We start from the raw sequence: 16,445 nt of genomic DNA, 5'->3' as shown, positions 1-16,445 counted from the left end.
GCTCAGGAGTTCCACGTATCCGACGCGATCTCGGCAGGTCTGCCCAGCAGATAGCCCTGTCCCTGAACAGAATTGGGCAACGCCTCGAGTTGATCGAGAGTTTCGATGCCCTCGACCACGCAGCCCAGTTTCAGATCGCGGGCCAAGTTTATGATTGCGCCGACAATGCTGCTGCTCGTCGCGTCACTGGTCATGCTGGAGGTGAAGGACCGGTCTATCTTCACTGCGCTCACCGGCAGCGTAGCGAGGTATCGCAGGCTCGCGAAGCCCGTTCCGAAGTCGTCGATGGCGATTCCCACACCCAGCGTGCGAAATTCGCCGAGCTGACGCAGGACCGACGAGCCGGAATCGAGCAACACGGACTCGGTGAGTTCGAGAACGAGGTCCCCCGGAGCCATTCGATGCCGCTCGAGGGCTGTTTCCACTGCCGCACAAATGTCGACGTGTTGAGCCTGTCGAGCACTGAGATTCACGGCCATCGTGACGGGCTCGTCGGACGCGGAGGTAGGCGGGTTCTCGGATTTCCACCGCGCGAGGGTGCCGAGAGCGTCGTCGAGCACGCGCTCACCCAGATCGGAAATGAGCCCCGTGTCCTCGGCCACCGAGATGAATCTGTCGGGTGAAATCGCTGTGCCCGTGCTGTCCCGCAGGCGAGCGAGCGCCTCGAAACTGACGAGTCGCCGACTGCCGAGATCGTAGACCGGTTGGTAGGCCACACCGAATGTCGCGGAACCGCCGCGATCAGGATCGAGCGCGTCCCTCAGGGTCTGTTCGATGTACGCACGCTCGATCGCGTGCACCCGCAGCGCGTCGTCGAACAGTTCGATTCGGTCCTTGCCCAATTGCTTCGCCCGGTACATCGCGGAGTCCGCATCGCGCAGCGCTTCCTGGGCACTGACGCCCCGGCGGACCAACACCATCCCGACGCTTGCCGACACCACGTACTCACGGCCTCCGTACGCGATGGGCGCTGCGAGTACCGTCCGGATTCGTTCGGCGACCTGTGCGGCAAGCGCGCCGCCCGCAGGCTTGCCTGTCCCGTTCTCCGCAGGCAACGCATCGAGGACCAGAACGAACTCGTCGCCGCCGACGCGGGCGATCGAGTCCTCGGCTCGCAGCACCGAGCGCAAGCGGCGAGCGACCTCGACCAGCACGGCGTCTCCGGCCGCATGGCCACCGGTGTCGTTGATTCGTTTGAACCCGTCCAGATCGCAGAACAGCACCGCCGCGGCAGCGCCGGTGCGCGCACCCCGCTCGATCGCCGATCCGATTCGCTCCAGCAGCTTCATACGGTTGGGCAGGCCCGTCAACGGATCTTGCAGGGCTGCACGCTCGAGAGCGCGCTCGGCTTCGACGACATCGGTCACCTCCCGCACCACCGAGAGCACCTCCGCCGCTGAACCCGCCGGTCCATGTCGGAACGGGGTCGTGCGCCGCGAAAGCCACCTCAGCGAGCCGTCCGCCGCACGCACCCGGTACCGGATGCTGACGCTCTCCCCATCCGGCAGGGAGGCAGCGTCCCGGTCCGCTGCCCGGACGACATCGATGTCCTCGGACACCACCGACTCCAATCCGTCCTCGGGGGCTGCGGTGTCGCCGGGTAAGCCGTCCTGGTTCGGCCCGGTCAACAACGACCTGACGTTGCGCGAGGCCCACTTCACGGTCCCGGTCTCGACATCGGTGACGATGGTGACGTCCGGCGATGCCGTCAGCACCGCATCACGGAACGCGCGCGCCTGCTCGAGCTCGGCGCGCGCCTCACGCTCGGCAGTGACGTCCTCGGACAGCACCATCGCGCCGACGATTCGACCTGTGTCATCGCGCAGAGGTCTGGTCTTCACGGCGAAGATCGCACCCGTCCGGGAACCCACGGAGTCGAAGGACGATTCCTCCCCATCGATGGCCGCTGTGTAGAACGGCTTCAGCCGGGCATAGACCTCCGGCGGCACAGTGTCTTGCAGCAGTTGCCCCTCCATCCGCCGCGGGTCGTATCCTTCCGCCAGCAGTCCGGCACCTTCGACGAGTATGAATCGCAGGTCGCGATCGACGACGAGCACCGACGTGTGCGGCAGGTTCGCCGCCAGCTGCCGATACCGGGCCTCGCTCGCGTCGTCGAACATCGCAGGTGAGCGGAGCAACGGTCCGTAGAAGCGGCGCATCCCCAGGTAGACGACGCCGGCGAGTGCCGTCGAGGCCGTCACCATCACATCGACGGTCCCGCCCATCGACTCCCGCATCGCGTCCAGGGTTCCCATGCCGGAATCGGTACCGAGATGCGATGCGTGAGTGCCGAGCCCGGCCGTCAGATGCCACGCATGGATCAAGTGGTGGGCGGCACACGTCGTGAAGATCGCGGCGGTGGCGACCGCGAGCCGGTTGTTACGAAACTGCCCGGTTCGCAACAGCCCTCGGACGATGAGCAGCACGATCCCCGAGTACGCAGCAGCGGTGATCCCGTTGAGGATCACCACCCAGAGCCACCCGCTCACCGCGATCGCTCATCGGCTCGGTACACCGGGCTCACGAGTCGGTTCGAGTCGACGACGAGCACGATGCGACCCCCCGGGTTCGTAGCGCGTTGCACAGAATGATCGGACCGAGACCGGAATTCGATACTTCACCACCGGATACCCGCATTGACCAGCGTTTCAGCACATTGTGTTTCGCGAAGGTTATCGCAGTTCTTTTTACACTGCTGCCGTTCGGGCAGCCGAGAATCGGGCGTTTCGCCGGATAATCCGCACCTTCGGTCCGCCTCCGAACGAACGCGATGCGTCGGGTAATAAGCTCTCATGCCCTTCGCCGATGAACTACTCGGTCCGGACGCAGCCCACACGCTGTTTCGGACCATTCGTACGGCTGCTCCGAACGCGGATCTATCGTCGCTTCGAGAGTCGTCGGACGGGTTGGGCCCACTCGCACTCCGGGCCCGCGCCGACCTGCTGCGTGACGCGCTACTGACAGGGCTGCCGGGCGACTACGCCCAGTTCGCTCGGACCATCCGACTGGCCGCGGCGGATCCCGACTTTCGAGGCTGGTCGGTCTGGCCCGTGACGAGTGCTGTCGCATCGAAGGCCGTCGACGAGCGCACTGCGACCGCGTTCGACGACGGGATGTCCTTGCTCGCCGAGCTCACCGGCCGACTGACCTCCGAATTCGCCATCCGGACCTTTCTCCGAACCGATCTGGATCGGGCTCTCGCCATCGCGGCCGAGTGGACGCAATCACCGGACGAACACGTACGCCGCCTCGCGTCGGAAGGCACTCGACCGTACTTGCCGTGGTCGGTGAGAGTGCCCGAAATACTTGCGCGCCCCGGCGTGACCGTGCCGATTCTGGACAGGCTGTACCGAGACGACAGCGACTACGTTCGGCGATCGGTTGCCAACCATCTCAACGACTTCAGCCGAGACATCCCGGATGTCGTCGTCGGGACCGCGGCGCGGTGGCTGGGCGAGCCGGACGCCAACACAGACCGGCTTGCGCGCCATGCGCTTCGGACGGTGATCAAGAAGGGGAACACCGACGCGCTCGCGTTACTGGGTTTCGCCCCGGCCGAACTCGAGGTGACGGGCCCTGCCGTGGACGTGACCGAGTTGCAGATCGGCGAGAGCGTGGGATTCACCGCAAAAATTCGCAACGTCGGCGTCGAGCCCGCAAAGATCGCGATCGACTACGTCGTCCACCACACCAAAGCGAACGGCGGGGTGACCGCGAAAACGTTCAAGCTGACGACCAAATCGGTCGCGCCCGGAGAGAGCATCGAGGTTGCGCGCCGACACTCGTTCAGAACGTTGACCACACGCACGTACTACCCCGGTCCGCACTCTATCGAGCTCCAGATCAACGGTGTGAGTTACGGTCTCGCGGAGTTCGTGCTCGTCCGCTAGCCGCGAGTTCTGTACCACGCACATGCGGCACATCGACTACGTCCGTACGGTCGATGAGGTGCGTGGACAGTGGCGGTGGCTGGCGGTGGTGCTCGGCATCGCCGTGCTCGTCGCCACGCCCTCGGTGATCGAGCGCCTGCCCGTCGCCGCGTCGGACATCGGTGCGGCGGAACTGCTGTCTCGGGTTCAGTCCTCCACCGCAACACCGTATTCGGGCTACGCCCAGGCCGTTGGCGGCGTCACCCTGCCGGTCACCGACGGACTCGGCGGCCTACCGGATCTGTTGGGCGACACCACGACCCTGCGCGCCTGGTACCGCGCCCCGGACAGCTTTCGCGTCGACACCGTCCGCCTCGCCGGTGAACGCGGTCTCTACCGGTCCCCGGCTCTGCTGTGGAGATGGGACTACGAGCAGAACACGGCTGCGGCAACCCCGGTCCCCGAACCGAGCCTGCGTCTGCCGCGCGAGGCCGATCTGCTGCCGCCGGAGCTCGGGCAGCGGCTGCTCAGTGAGGCGACCACCGACGAGGTCACCCGACTGCCGACCCGCCGAATTGCCGGCCGGGACGCCCCTGGCCTGCGGCTCGTCCCCGCCGAGCCGCAGAGCACCATCACCGAGGTCGACGTGTGGGCCGACTCCGACAGCGGGCTGCCACTACAGGTCGACGTGCTCGCCGGCGGGGCCGCTCGCCCTGTTGTCAGCACCGCGTTCCTGGACTTCTCACCCGAGATGCCCGATGCCGACACCGTCCGATTCGTCCCGCCCCCGGGTACCGATGTGCAGCAGCAGGACGGTCTCGACATCGCCTCGTTCGCCGACGGGATCGACTCTCCCCGTCTTCCGTCGACTCTGTCCGGACTGGATCTGCGGGACCGCGACGGACCGGGTTCCGTCGGGATCTACGGCCGTGGCGTGACCGAGCTGATCGCCGCTCCGCTGCCGCGTCGCGCCGCGCGCGGGCTCGTCGACCAGTTGCGGGCCGCTCCCGGCGCCGTCGTGACCGGCGACAGCGTGGCGCTGTCGATCGGACCGCTGAACGTCCTGATCACCGAGCCCGCCGGAGACCGCCGCCGATATCTGCTCTCCGGCACCGTCACCGCAGAAACCTTGGCCACCGCCGCCCAGCAGCTCGAAGGAGCAGCCACATGATCCGCACGACCGGCCTCACCAAGCGTTACGGATCGGTGCGGGCCGTCGACGGCGTCGACCTCGACGTACGCGCCGGCGACATCTACGGCTTCGTGGGCGCGAACGGCTCCGGCAAGACGACGACCGTGCGGATGCTGCTCGGGCTGGTCCTGGCCACCTCCGGGCAGATGCAGGTGCTCGGCGAGGAGATGCCGCGACGACGCAGGAGCGTGCTGCCGCGGGTGGGTGCGCTGATCGAGAACCCCGCCGCCTACCCCAACCTCTCCGGACGCCGGAACCTCACGCTGCTCGACGCGGCCGGCCCCGGTGGTTCCCGGCGTACCAGGACCGCCCGCGTCGGCGAGGCCCTCGAGCAGGTGGGCCTCGCCGGGGTCGGACGCAGGCCGGTCAAGCAGTACTCGCTCGGCATGCGGCAACGCCTCGGCTTGGCCGCGGCGCTCATGCGCACCCCCGAGCTGCTGATACTCGACGAGCCGACCAATGGCCTCGATCCACAGGGGATCCTCGAAATTCGAGAGTTGTTGCTGGACTTGCATTCCCGGGGCACAACCGTGTTCCTCTCGAGCCACCTGCTGGCCGAAGTGGAGCAATTGTGCGACCGCGTGGGAGTACTCGATCGAGGTCGCCTCGTTCTGCAGGATCAGCTCTCTGCATTCCAACAACCCACCGGCCGAGTGCTCGTGCGTACCCCCGACCCCGCCGACGCGGTGACGGTCCTGTCCGATGTGGAGGACGCCACCGTGCTCGAGCGCGACGGGCAACAGCTCGTGATCGAACACCCTGATCCGGCCTTGCTCAATCGACTGCTCGTCGAAGGCGGCGTCCGGGTGAGCGAGTTGACCCCGCAGCAGATGAGCCTCGAGCAGTCGGTGCTGGCGGTCACCGGTGCCAGCGCGGACCGAATCGACGGTCCTGCTGGCCCTCGCGACCGTTCCGTCCGATCGGAGGTGACCGCATGATCGGCGTCGAACTGCGCGCGATGCTTCGCCGACCCCGCACCTGGGTCGTCATTCTCCTGCTGAACCTACTGCCGACCATCGTCGCGGGCTTGCTGGCCCTCACCGACGTCGGTCCGCGTCCCGGCGACGGCCCTGCCTTCCTGTCCGCGGTGACCACGAACGGCCAGCTCTTCCCACTCGCCGCTCTTGCCATCGTGCTCCCGCTGTTCCTGCCCGTCGCGGTGTCGGTCATCGCCGGCGATTCCGTCGCCGGGGAGGCCCAGGCCGGCACCCTGCGTTACCTGCTGGCTCGCCCGGTGGGACGAACGAAGCTACTGGTGGCGAAGCTGATCTCGGTGGCCGCGTTCGTGCTGCTGGCCGTCGTCATCGTGGCAGCCGTCGCATACTTCGTCGGCACGACGCTGTTCGACACCACGTCGTTGGCCGGCGTCTCGAGCGTGTCAGGCACGGTACTGACCGACGAACAGGTCGCCGTACGCACCGTCATAGCGGTCCTCTACGTGACCCTGTCGATGCTCGGAGTTGCCGCGATGGGGTTGTTCCTGTCGACCCTGACCGACTCGCCACTCGCGGCAACGCTGGGTGCGTTGGCCTTCCTCATCGCCAGCTCGCTCCTGCTGACGCTGGACGCCGCCGACGCCATCGCGCCGTACCTTCCGACGCGGTACTGGCTGGCCTTCGTCGATCTCTTCCGCGACCCGGTGCCGACGCGGGACCTGGTGCGCGGCGTCGGGTTGCAGGGCGTCTACGTCGTCGTGCTCCTGGGGGCCGCGTGGGCGAATTTCACGACCAAGGACATCACGAGCTGAGACGGCTGCAGTCGGCTGCGCCGAGCTCGACGGTGGAGCTGCCGTCCAACTGGGCCGAGACCATCGCGCCGACGAGCGGATCGCGGGGCAGATTTCCGTGGTCGACGGCCGAGTCCGCGCACACGCTCTGCACGGGGATGTCGATCGCCCCGTCGATCCGGGCCGAGTTCGGCGGGGTCACCACCTGATCCAGTTCGGTCCAGATCGACACCCACTGCGGCCCGTCCGGCGTCTCGTCGCCCGAGTTCAAGCCGGCCAGCACGGAGCTGTTCGGGGCCAGCTGTTGGCAGGCGATCGGGCACCGGTCGGGTAGGACCTGGGCAGCCAGCCCCGCCACCTGGGTCCCGTGGTGTGGGGATCCGAGGGTCACGATGCGTCGAGCCTGCTCGGCACCGCCCAGATCGGCAGCCCAGATCCGGGCCACCACCCCGCCGGCGGAGTACCCGACGACGTCGACCGAAGTCGCTCCCGTCCGAGTCAGAGCCGCGTCGACGGCGTCGCGCAGTGTCTGCGCCTGTGCGGTCAGGTCGCCGACGCCACCATCGGGCAGGGCCACGACGGTGGCGTCGCGGCCGTTCTCCCGTAGTTCCGCAGCGAGCACCTCGAGAGCATCGGTGGATCCGCCGAACCCGGGGACCAACAGCACCGGGCCGGGAACCGACTGGTCGACGCTCGCAACAGGGTCGTTCGTAGGGCGCGATGCGACGAAGGCCGCCACGGCCACGACGAGCCCGATCAGGACGAGAGCGAGTACGACGTACACGAGGCGACGACGGGCCGGGGCGAGGGAGGCGAACACCTCGTCCAGTGTGCCCGTCGACGGTGGTGCGGAAGGTCAGGGTGTCTGCGGTTCAGCTTTCGATGGCGGTGATCGCGTCGACAGCGATGACGACGGTGACGTAGGGAGACCCTGTGGGGACCTCGGTGAGGGCGACGGTGATGAAGCCACCGTCCTCATCGTTGTTGTCCACGGCCCCGATCTTGCCGACATGCTGGTGTCCGTCGATGGTGCTGATTCGGACGGGGGTTTCGGTATCGGAGTAGTTGGTGAAAATGACGGCGTCGATCATGTGGGTGTTCCTGTTCGTTCGGTGATGGATGTCGCGGGGTCCGCGAGGCTGACGGGTCCGATGCTCACCGGAGCGGGATACGAAAAAGCCCCTCACAGATTTGTATCGGTGAGGGGCTGAGTCTGAGCCGCCTAAGAGAATCGAACTCTTGACCTTTTCATTACGAGTGAAATGCTCTACCGACTGAGCTAAGGCGGCGTGCCTTTCGGCGTTGGTGAGTCTAACGGAGCATCGGGTCGAAACGAAAATCGCCCTCCCCCGAGCCTCGATGCGGGCCTGCTCCTAACGCAGCACGTCGCCGAGCGTCGCCACCATCGCATAGATGGCAAATCTCGGTTTTGCGTTGACAGCCAACGACTCTCGGCATTCGAGGATCGCCTCGATACTTTTCAGCAGAGCCTCGGGCGGTACGGCCTTTGCCATTCGCTCGACCTGCTCGGCCATGTCGGGGTGCGTAGCCGTCGCGGTCGAGCCGTACGAACGCGCGAGCGCGTCGCGGTACAGGCCCACCAGGTCCATCAACGCCCGATCCAGCGAGTCGCGGCCGGTTCTGGTGGCGCGAGACTTTTGCCGCTTCTCGAGGTCCTTGAGCACTCCGGCCGAGCCACGTAATGCTCCGGCAGCGCCCTTACCTGTACCTCCAGCTCCGAGGGCCGTGCGCAATTCCTCGGTCTCGGCCTCGTCACGAGTGGCACTCATTTCCTTGGCCTCGTCCTCGGCGGCCTTCACCAGTTCCTCGGCTGCGAGGTATGCCTGATTGGGACGGGCCGCGGCCGACGCCAGGGCAAGTGCCCGCTTGCGTCGCGCCCGCGCGTCCTCGTCGGTGGCGAGTCGGCGTGCTCTGCCCACGTGGCCGCCGCTGATCGACGCGGCCCACTCCGCGGTCTCGGCGTCGAGCTTGTCGCGGGTCTGCAGCACCTGCGCGATGGCCGGCACTGTGGGCGTCACCAACGAGACGTGCCGGCAGCGCGAGCGCAGCGTCACCGAGATGTCCTGCGGATCGACCGACGGAGCACACAACAGGAACACCGTCCGAGCGGGCGGCTCCTCGACGACCTTGAGCAGTACGTTTCCGGCACCCTCGGTGAGTCGATCGGCATCCTCGACGACGACCACCTGCCACAGACCGGTGCTCGGCCGACGCGACGCGACCGAGACGATGTCTCGCATCTCCTTGGTGCTGATGCTCAGACCCTCCGGGATGACGCGTCGCACATCGCCGTGAGTGCCTGCCATCGTCGTCGAACAGGCCTGACAATGCCCACACCCCGGAGTGCCCTCGGTGGTGCACTGCAACGCCGCAGCGAAGCACAGGGCGGCGATGGAACGCCCGGACCCGGGAGGGCCGGTGAAGAGCCACGAATGCGTCATCGCCGACGAGTCGACGCCCGTACGAGCAGCCACTGCTGCAGCCGTCAGATCGGCCTCGACATCTTCCTGACCGACCAAACGATCGAACACACCCGCCATGCTGGCAACCCTAACGGTTGGGACCGACTACTCCCGGCGCACTGTTCCCGGACAGTGCCGAACTCGAAGCTATGGACGTAAACGCTGCCGATTCCATCCACAACGTCGAGTTCGCGAGCTACTCGCCGTCGGTCTTCTTCGCCGGCGCCTTCTTGGCAGCAGCCTTCTTCGTCGTCGTCTTGGCCGCCGTCGTCTTCGTGGCGGTCTTCTTGGCTGCAGCCTTCTTGGCCGGAGCCTTCTTCGCGGCAGCCTTCTTGGCCGGAGCCTTCTTCGCAGCGGCCTTCTTCGCCGGTGCCTTCTTCTTCACCGGGCCACGAGCACGCCTGTCTGCCAACAACTCCGACGCGCGATCGTCGGTGATCGTCTCGACCTCGTCGTCCTTGCGCAGGCTCGCGTTGGTCTCACCGTCGGTGACGTACGGTCCGAATCGGCCGTCCTTGATCACCATCGGCTTCTCGCTGATCGGGTCGACGCCCAGCTCGCGCAGCGGCGGCTTGGCCTCACCCTGACGGCCTCGACGCTTGGGCTCGGCGTAGATCTTCAGAGCCTCTTCGAGACTGACCGTGAACATCTGATCCTCGTCGGCGAGCGAGCGAGAATCGGTGCCCTTCTTCAGATACGGGCCGTAGCGGCCGTTCTGCGCGGTGATCTCTTCCTTGGACTCGGGATCGACACCGACGACGCGTGGCAACGACAGCAGCTTGAGCGCATCCTCGAGCGTGATCGTCGCCAGATCCATCGACTTGAGCAACGAACCGGTGCGCGGCTTGGGGCCGGTGGCCTTCTTCGCAGCAGCCTTCTTGGCCGGAGCCTTCTTGGCCGCGGCCTTCTTCACCGCAGTCTTGACGCCACCGCCGCCATCACCGTCGTTGCCGGACGGCACCGGGACGATGTCGGGCTCGGGGGGCGTGGGTTCAGGTTCCGGCTCGGGCAGGATCTCGGTGACGTAGGGCCCGAAACGGCCTTCCTTCGCCACGATGTCGTGACCGGTCAGCGGATCCACACCGAGCTTGCGGCCCTCTTGTGGTGTGGCGAACAGCTTTTCGGCGAAATCGATCGTCAGCTCGTCCGGCGGCAAGTCGTCGGGCAGGTTGGCGCGCTGGCTGATCGGATCGCCGTCCGGATCGTCGTCGTTCTTGACCATGCGCTCGAGGTACGGACCGTAACGGCCCACGCGCACATGGATTTCGCGCCCCTCTGAATCGTCGAACAGACGAATCGAGTTGATGGTGCGCGCATCGATGTCTTCGAGGTTCTGGCCCACCATCTTCTTCAGGCCACCCGAGCGCGCCACCGAACCCTCGGCACCGGTCTCGCCGCCGAAGTAGAAGCTCTGCAGCCAATCTCCGCGCCGCTCACGGCCTCCCGCGATCGCGTCGAGGTCGTCTTCCATGCCTGCGGTGAAGTCGAAGTCCACCAGACGCCCGAAGTGCGCTTCCAACAACGCAATCACCGAGAATGCCACCCACGACGGCACGAGAGCGCTGCCACGCTTGTAGACGTAACCGCGGTCGAGGATCGTCTTGATGATCGACGAATACGTCGACGGCCGACCGATTCCCAACTCTTCGAGCGTCTTGATCAGCGATGCCTCGGTGAATCGAGCAGGCGGGTTGGTGGTGTGACCGTCGGGATCGAGCTTGGTGGCCGTCACTGCCTGGCCGGCCTTCAACGCAGGCAGACGCGACTCGGCGTCGTCGGTCTGACCGCCTGCCTCGTCGTCGACGCTCTCGACGTAGGCCTTGAGGAAGCCCGCGAACGTGATGGTGCGGCCCGACGCGGAGAACGTGCACTCCTCGCCGGTACCGGCGGTTCCGGTGATGCGCAGGGTCAGCGTGGTGCCGCGTAGATCTGCCATCTGCGACGCGACGGTGCGCTGCCAGATCAGCTCGTAGAGCCGGAACTCGTCGGTCTGCAGCGCCGAATGCAGCTGACCGGGAGTCTGGAACACGTCACCCGAGGGGCGGATGGCCTCGTGCGCCTCCTGCGCGTTCTTGACCTTGCGGGTGTACTGCCGCGGGGTGGGGTGCACGTACTCGGGCCCGTACAGCTCGGTCGCCTGCGCCCGTGCCGCGGAGACCGCAGACGCGGACAGCGACGTCGAGTCGGTACGCATGTAGGTGATGTAGCCGTTCTCGTACAGACGCTGCGCGACACGCATGGTCCGCTCGGAACTGAACCGCAGCTTGCGGCCGGCCTCCTGCTGCAGCGTCGACGTCATGAACGGCGGGTACGGCTTACGCGTGTACGGCTTGTCCTCGGCGGACGCGACGGTGAGGTCGACGCCTTCGAGAGCGTCGGCGAGGCGTCGGGCATGCGGTTCGTCGAGAACGGTGACCGACTCGGTCTTGAGCTTGCCGTCGGGACCGAAGTCGCGGCCGGCGGCGACGCGATTGCCGTCGACGTTGACCAGCCGAGCTCCGAAACTGCGCGGGCTCGCCTCGGCCCCGGCGTCGAGGGTGGCAGAAATATCCCAGTACTCGGCGCTACGGAACGCCATCCGCTCGCGCTCACGCTGGACGATGATGCGGGTGGCCACGGACTGCACACGGCCTGCCGACAGCTTCGGCATGACCTTCTTCCACAGCACCGGGCTGACCTCGTAGCCGTAGAGACGGTCGAGGATGCGGCGGGTTTCCTGTGCGTCGACGAGGTCTTGGTCCAGGTCGCGAGTATCGGCGGCGGCCGCGAGGATCGCCGGCTTGGTGATCTCGTGGAAGACCATGCGTCGAACGGGGACTTTGGGGTTCAGGGTCTCGAGGAGATGCCAGGCGATGGCCTCGCCCTCGCGGTCGGGGTCAGTGGCGAGATACAGCTCGTCGGCGTCCTTGAGCAGGCTTTTGAGCTCTGCGACCTTGCCCTTCTTCTCGGGCGAGACGACGTAGAGGGCCTCGAAGTCGTGGTCGACGTCCACGCCCAGACGTGCCCACGGCTCGCCCTTGTATTTGGCGGGCACGTCGGCAGCACCACGAGGAAGGTCACGGATATGGCCGACGGAGGCCTCGACGACATAGTTGCTCCCGAGGTAGGGAGCGATCTTTTTGGCCTTGGTCGGAGACTCGACGATGACCAGACGACGCGGCTCGGCGGAGCTGTCCCCCGAGCCGTTGTTACGTGCTGCCACCTTGCTGCCGAACCTTCCCTAGTGCGTTTTCACAAGCAGATTTGCCTGCCCCACTCCTAACAGACTGACATACGTCGAGCAAATACTCGCAGATCAGTCATTCATCTTCCTACTCAGCGTGGGGCCAATTGGTACGGGCGTCCACATTCGCAGGAGCCTCGCCGACGTTCTCGGTGAGGCGCAACAGCCGACGTCGGCCGGTGATTCGAAGGCCAGGATTGGACCCGCGGGTGCCGATCAGAGTCGGCGCGATGCCCGCGCGCATCAACGATTGAGCAAGGACCGCATGAGTCTCCGGCGCGTGCGGATCGAGGCCGAGTACGTAGCGTTCCCCCTCCGCCTCGGGACGCCCCGACGCGAGCACCCATGCCCGCAACTCCCGAGAACCGGGCACCCACCCGGGAGGCACCGCCTTCACCGCGCCCTTGGTCCACAACGACGCCAGCGCGGACAGTTCCGGAACCGACGCGGTGCGGACGAGAGGACGGTCTTCTTCGGACCGTCCCAGCTCTGCCGACAGACCACATTGTTCGATCAACTCGGCAATGGCATCGGCCCGCCACTGCGCGTCGACGACGACGGAGATACGCGCCGATCCCGAGGACGTGACGACATGGCCGGTGGCAGCCAGCAGTCCGCTGAGATCGGTCACCGCGGGCGGCAACGACTCGGCAGAGAAGAAGGACAGCTGGTTCACAGCATGGACATTAGGACATCGACACCGGCAGACACTGCTTTCGACTCTTCCTGGTGGTTCGCCACGAACGAAACATCCCCCTTTCTCGAACGGCTTTTCACGGCCGATCGAGAAAGGGGGATGAAGGTTCTCGTCTCCGAGGAGAAAAGAATCAGACTGCGCGAACGCCCGTTGCCTGAGGACCCTTGGTGCCCTGGCCGACCTCGAACTCGACGCGCTGGTTCTCCTCGAGGGTGCGGAAGCCGCTGCCCTGGATCTCGGAGTAGTGAACGAAAACGTCAGCGGAGCCGTCTTCTGGTGCGATGAATCCAAAGCCCTTTTCGGCGTTGAACCACTTCACAGTTCCCTGTGCCATGCTTTTCCTTCTCTTTCTAACACCGGATTCGATGGAGCGCACTTTCGATCCATCGGGCCGGTTCCGACCGCTGCACTTGTACGAATCCCCCTCAGGATTCCCCCTGATGGACGAGCTCTCCCAGTACCGCGCCCGCAACATAAGATCCTGCGAAGCGTAGAACGAACACAGAAGCTGCGACCGCGTCAAGTGAACCATGAACTCCGCGTTCGCAACAGTCGAAAACCGACCCTTTTCGAACAAATTGCCCGTCTTGTAACAACACACAACGCCGGACGGGTGGAATGCGGCTCTCACCAGGGCTCGAGCCGCTCGTTTCGGGTCCGCGATAGCATGAGGACCCCAGGTCGCGCCTAGCCCGAATGGGCGGCCAGTAGATCGAACGAATGTATGGAGACCGGCAGTGAGCGAGAAGCATCCGCACGACGGTGCGGATGTCCGGAGTTACGGGCAGCGGCTGCTGGATCGAGTGTTGGCCGGTACCCCCGCCGACGACGGCCCCGTCACGCACGTCGCCGAGTTGCCGGCTCGATCGTCCAGCTTTGCACCATGGCCGTCGTGGGTCGGCCCGGAAGTGGTGCAGGTGATCACCTCTCGGGGCATCGCACAACCGTGGACGCATCAGGCCCGGGCCGCGACGCTCGCCGCCGAGGGCAGTCACGTGGTGCTCTCGACGAGTACCGCGTCGGGCAAATCGTTGGCCTATCAGCTGCCCATTCTGACGACGCTGGCCGCCGACGCCCGGGCGACGGCTCTGTATCTCGCACCGACCAAGGCCCTCGGAGCCGATCAGCTACGCACCACCATCTCGATCACCGACGAGTTACGTTCGCTGTCAGACGATCTCGCCGAGGTGTTTCCCAGCTCGTACGACGGCGATACCCCGATCGAGATTCGGCAGTGGGCCAGAACCAATGCGCGGTGGATCTTCACCAATCCCGACATGTTGCACCTGGGCATCCTCGGCGCGCACGAGCGATGGTCGCGTTTCCTGCGCAACCTGCGCTACGTGGTAGTCGACGAATGCCATTACTACCGTGGTGTTTTCGGCTCCAACGTGGCTTTGGTGCTACGCCGATTGCGACGCCTCTGCGCGCGCTACGGAGCGTCTCCGGTGTTCGTTCTCGCCAGTGCCACCACTTCGGAGCCGGGACGCGCTGCCAGTCGACTCATCGGAGCGCCCTGCGAGGAGATCACCGAGGACGGCTCGCCCCACGGAGCGCGTACCGTCGCACTCTGGGAACCGCCGCTGCTCAAGGAGATCACCGGCGAGAACGGTGCGCCGGTACGCAAATCGGCGGGGGCCGAGGCGTCGCGCATCATGGCGGATCTGTTGGTCGAGGGTGCGCGGACACTTGCGTTCGTACGGTCCAGGCGCGGAGCCGAAGTCACGGCGTTGGGGACCCAGAGAATTCTCGCCGACGTCGATCCGCAACTGGTCCGACGCGTCGCCGCTTATCGCGCAGGCTATTTGGCCGAGGATCGTCGCGAACTCGAACGCGACCTGTCCGACGGCACCCTGCTGGGAGTGGCCACCACCAACGCACTCGAACTCGGCGTCGACATCGCCGGTTTGGACGCGGTGATCGTCGCTGGTTTCCCGGGCACCGTCGCCTCGTTCTGGCAGCAGGGTGGGCGTGCCGGACGACGCGGGGAGGGCTCACTGCTGGTACTCGTCGCGCGCGACGATCCGTTGGATACCTACTTGGTGCATCACCCGGCGGCCCTGCTGGACAAGCCGGTCGAGGCAACCGTCACAGACCCGACCAATCCGTATATTCTTGCTCCCCAATTGCTTTGCGCCGCAGTCGAACTACCGATCACCCTAGCCGAGGCCGAGGCGTTGAGCGCGGAATCCGTACTCGAAGAGCTCGAGCTCAAGGGCTACGTGCGCAAGCGTCCTCACGGGTGGTTCATCACCCCCGAGGGGCAGCAGCTGTCTCCGCACGGTGCGGTCAACATTCGCGGCGGCACGGGCGTGCAGGTCGCCATCGTCGACGGCGAGTCCGGCCGCATGCTCGGCACCGTCGACGGCGGACGTGCCCCTGCCACAGCACATCCCGGTGCGGTGCACATTCATCAAGGCGAATCCTTCGTGGTCGACGAGCTCGATCTCGAGGCCGGCCTCGCGCTGGTGCATGCCGAACAACCCGAGTGGAACACCTCGGCGCGCGAGATCACCGACATCGCGATCACCGCGGTGCACGAATCCGTCGACTACGGCGAGGTCCGCGTCGCGCTGGTGCAGGTGAACGTCACCCATCAGGTGGTGGGATATCTTCGACGCCTCCCGTCGGGAGAGGTCCTCGATTCCATCGAACTCGACATGCCGGCCCAGACCCTCGACACCCGCGCCGTCATGTACACCATCACCCCGGAGTTGTTGGAGCACAGCGGTGTTCCGTTCGAGCGATTCCCCGGATCGCTGCACGCGGCCGAGCACGCCGCCATCGGCTTGCTGCCGTTGGTCGCGACCTGCGATCGATGGGACATCGGTGGAGTGTCGACGGCATTACACCCCGACACCGGGCTCCCGACCGTCTTCGTTTACGACGGATACGACGGCGGAGCAGGCTTCGCAGACCGCGGACACGTGGCCATCGCCGACTGGCTCGCCGCCACCAAGGACGCCATCGTCTCCTGCGAGTGTCAGACCGGTTGCCCGTCCTGCGTGCAATCCCCGAAATGCGGAAACGGTAACGACCCCCTGGACAAAGAGGGTGCCGTCCGAGTGCTGACCGCAGTGTTGGCGGCCGTCACTCGCGAGGGATGAGCCGGCCGATCTCGCAGTCAGGAACCTGGTGGCTGGAGACCGAGTGGGGGTTCACCGCAAACGCGCGCGCGTTTGCCATGCGCGCGCAAAATTGCCAGGGTTTCGCGGGGATTACCAGTCATTTTTCGCAAACGCGCGCGCGTTCAAG

12 protein-coding genes and 1 tRNA gene are annotated in these 16,445 nt (G+C 65.9%); 5 read left to right on the top strand and 8 right to left on the bottom strand.

Annotated elements, in window-relative coordinates; all coding sequences use genetic code 11:
* Nucleotides 1-2: 2 nt before the first annotated feature.
* Complete coding sequence (locus tag CH268_RS15050) at nt 3-2,489, bottom strand: putative bifunctional diguanylate cyclase/phosphodiesterase (protein WP_094664888.1); 2,487 nt, start codon at nt 2,487-2,489, stop codon at nt 3-5.
* Between the two features lie 303 nt (nt 2,490-2,792).
* On the opposite strand from CH268_RS15050, the gene CH268_RS15045 reads away from it, so the two are divergent.
* Genes CH268_RS15045 through CH268_RS15030 form a run of 4 tightly spaced genes read left to right on the top strand, consistent with a single transcriptional unit; the run spans nt 2,793 to nt 6,808 of the window.
* A complete protein-coding gene (locus tag CH268_RS15045; protein ID WP_094664890.1) occupies nt 2,793-3,890 on the top strand; it encodes a DNA alkylation repair protein in 1,098 nt (365 codons plus the stop codon).
* 58 nt (nt 3,891-3,948) lie between these two features.
* Nucleotides 3,949-5,040 carry a LolA family protein gene (locus tag CH268_RS15040; protein ID WP_141215152.1) on the top strand — a complete coding sequence of 364 codons (1,092 nt, stop codon included), beginning with the start codon at nt 3,949-3,951 and terminating at the stop codon, nt 5,038-5,040.
* Complete coding sequence (locus CH268_RS15035; protein ID WP_094664894.1) at nt 5,037-5,999, top strand: ABC transporter ATP-binding protein; 963 nt, start codon at nt 5,037-5,039, stop codon at nt 5,997-5,999. The genes CH268_RS15040 and CH268_RS15035 overlap by 4 nt, the downstream gene beginning before the upstream one ends.
* A complete protein-coding gene (locus tag CH268_RS15030; RefSeq protein ID WP_027494448.1) occupies nt 5,996-6,808 on the top strand; it encodes an ABC transporter permease in 813 nt (270 codons plus the stop codon). The genes CH268_RS15035 and CH268_RS15030 overlap by 4 nt, the downstream gene beginning before the upstream one ends.
* Here the strand turns inward: CH268_RS15030 and CH268_RS15025 are convergent.
* The 7 genes from CH268_RS15025 to CH268_RS14995 form a co-directional block, all read right to left on the bottom strand.
* A complete protein-coding gene (locus tag CH268_RS15025) occupies nt 6,798-7,607 on the bottom strand; it encodes a lipase family alpha/beta hydrolase (protein WP_094664896.1) in 810 nt (269 codons plus the stop codon). The genes CH268_RS15030 and CH268_RS15025 overlap by 11 nt on opposite strands.
* A 52-nt stretch (nt 7,608-7,659) precedes the next feature.
* Nucleotides 7,660-7,878, bottom strand: a complete 219-nt coding sequence (locus CH268_RS15020; protein WP_032364533.1) for a hypothetical protein — start codon at nt 7,876-7,878, stop codon at nt 7,660-7,662.
* A 125-nt stretch (nt 7,879-8,003) separates the two neighbouring features.
* Nucleotides 8,004-8,076, bottom strand: a tRNA-Thr gene (locus CH268_RS15015).
* A gap of 84 nt (nt 8,077-8,160) precedes the next feature.
* Nucleotides 8,161-9,348, bottom strand: a complete 1,188-nt coding sequence (locus tag CH268_RS15010) for a DNA polymerase III subunit delta' (protein ID WP_094664898.1) — start codon at nt 9,346-9,348, stop codon at nt 8,161-8,163.
* A gap of 118 nt (nt 9,349-9,466) precedes the next feature.
* Nucleotides 9,467-12,472, bottom strand: coding sequence for a type I DNA topoisomerase (gene topA, locus CH268_RS15005; RefSeq protein ID WP_027494469.1), 3,006 nt, complete (start codon nt 12,470-12,472; stop codon nt 9,467-9,469).
* Nucleotides 12,473-12,581: 109 nt separating this feature from the next.
* Nucleotides 12,582-13,169 (bottom strand): hypothetical protein, encoded by a 588-nt coding sequence (locus CH268_RS15000; protein WP_032364537.1) that lies wholly within the window; start codon nt 13,167-13,169, stop codon nt 12,582-12,584.
* Between the two features lie 151 nt (nt 13,170-13,320).
* Nucleotides 13,321-13,524, bottom strand: a complete 204-nt coding sequence (locus CH268_RS14995) for a cold-shock protein (protein WP_005248460.1) — start codon at nt 13,522-13,524, stop codon at nt 13,321-13,323.
* A gap of 403 nt (nt 13,525-13,927) precedes the next feature.
* Between CH268_RS14995 and CH268_RS14990 the strand changes: the two genes are divergently transcribed.
* Nucleotides 13,928-16,297: a DEAD/DEAH box helicase gene (locus tag CH268_RS14990; RefSeq protein ID WP_094664900.1), complete on the top strand. Its 2,370-nt coding sequence runs from the start codon at nt 13,928-13,930 to the stop codon at nt 16,295-16,297.
* Nucleotides 16,298-16,445 lie beyond the last annotated feature (148 nt).

The organism is Rhodococcus sp. 06-1460-1B, assembly GCF_002258475.1.
GTDB classification, from domain to species: Bacteria; Actinomycetota; Actinomycetes; order Mycobacteriales; family Mycobacteriaceae; genus Rhodococcoides; species Rhodococcoides fascians.
Note: the sequence above shows the minus strand (reverse complement) of the source record. Positions and strands in the feature narration are given on the sequence as shown.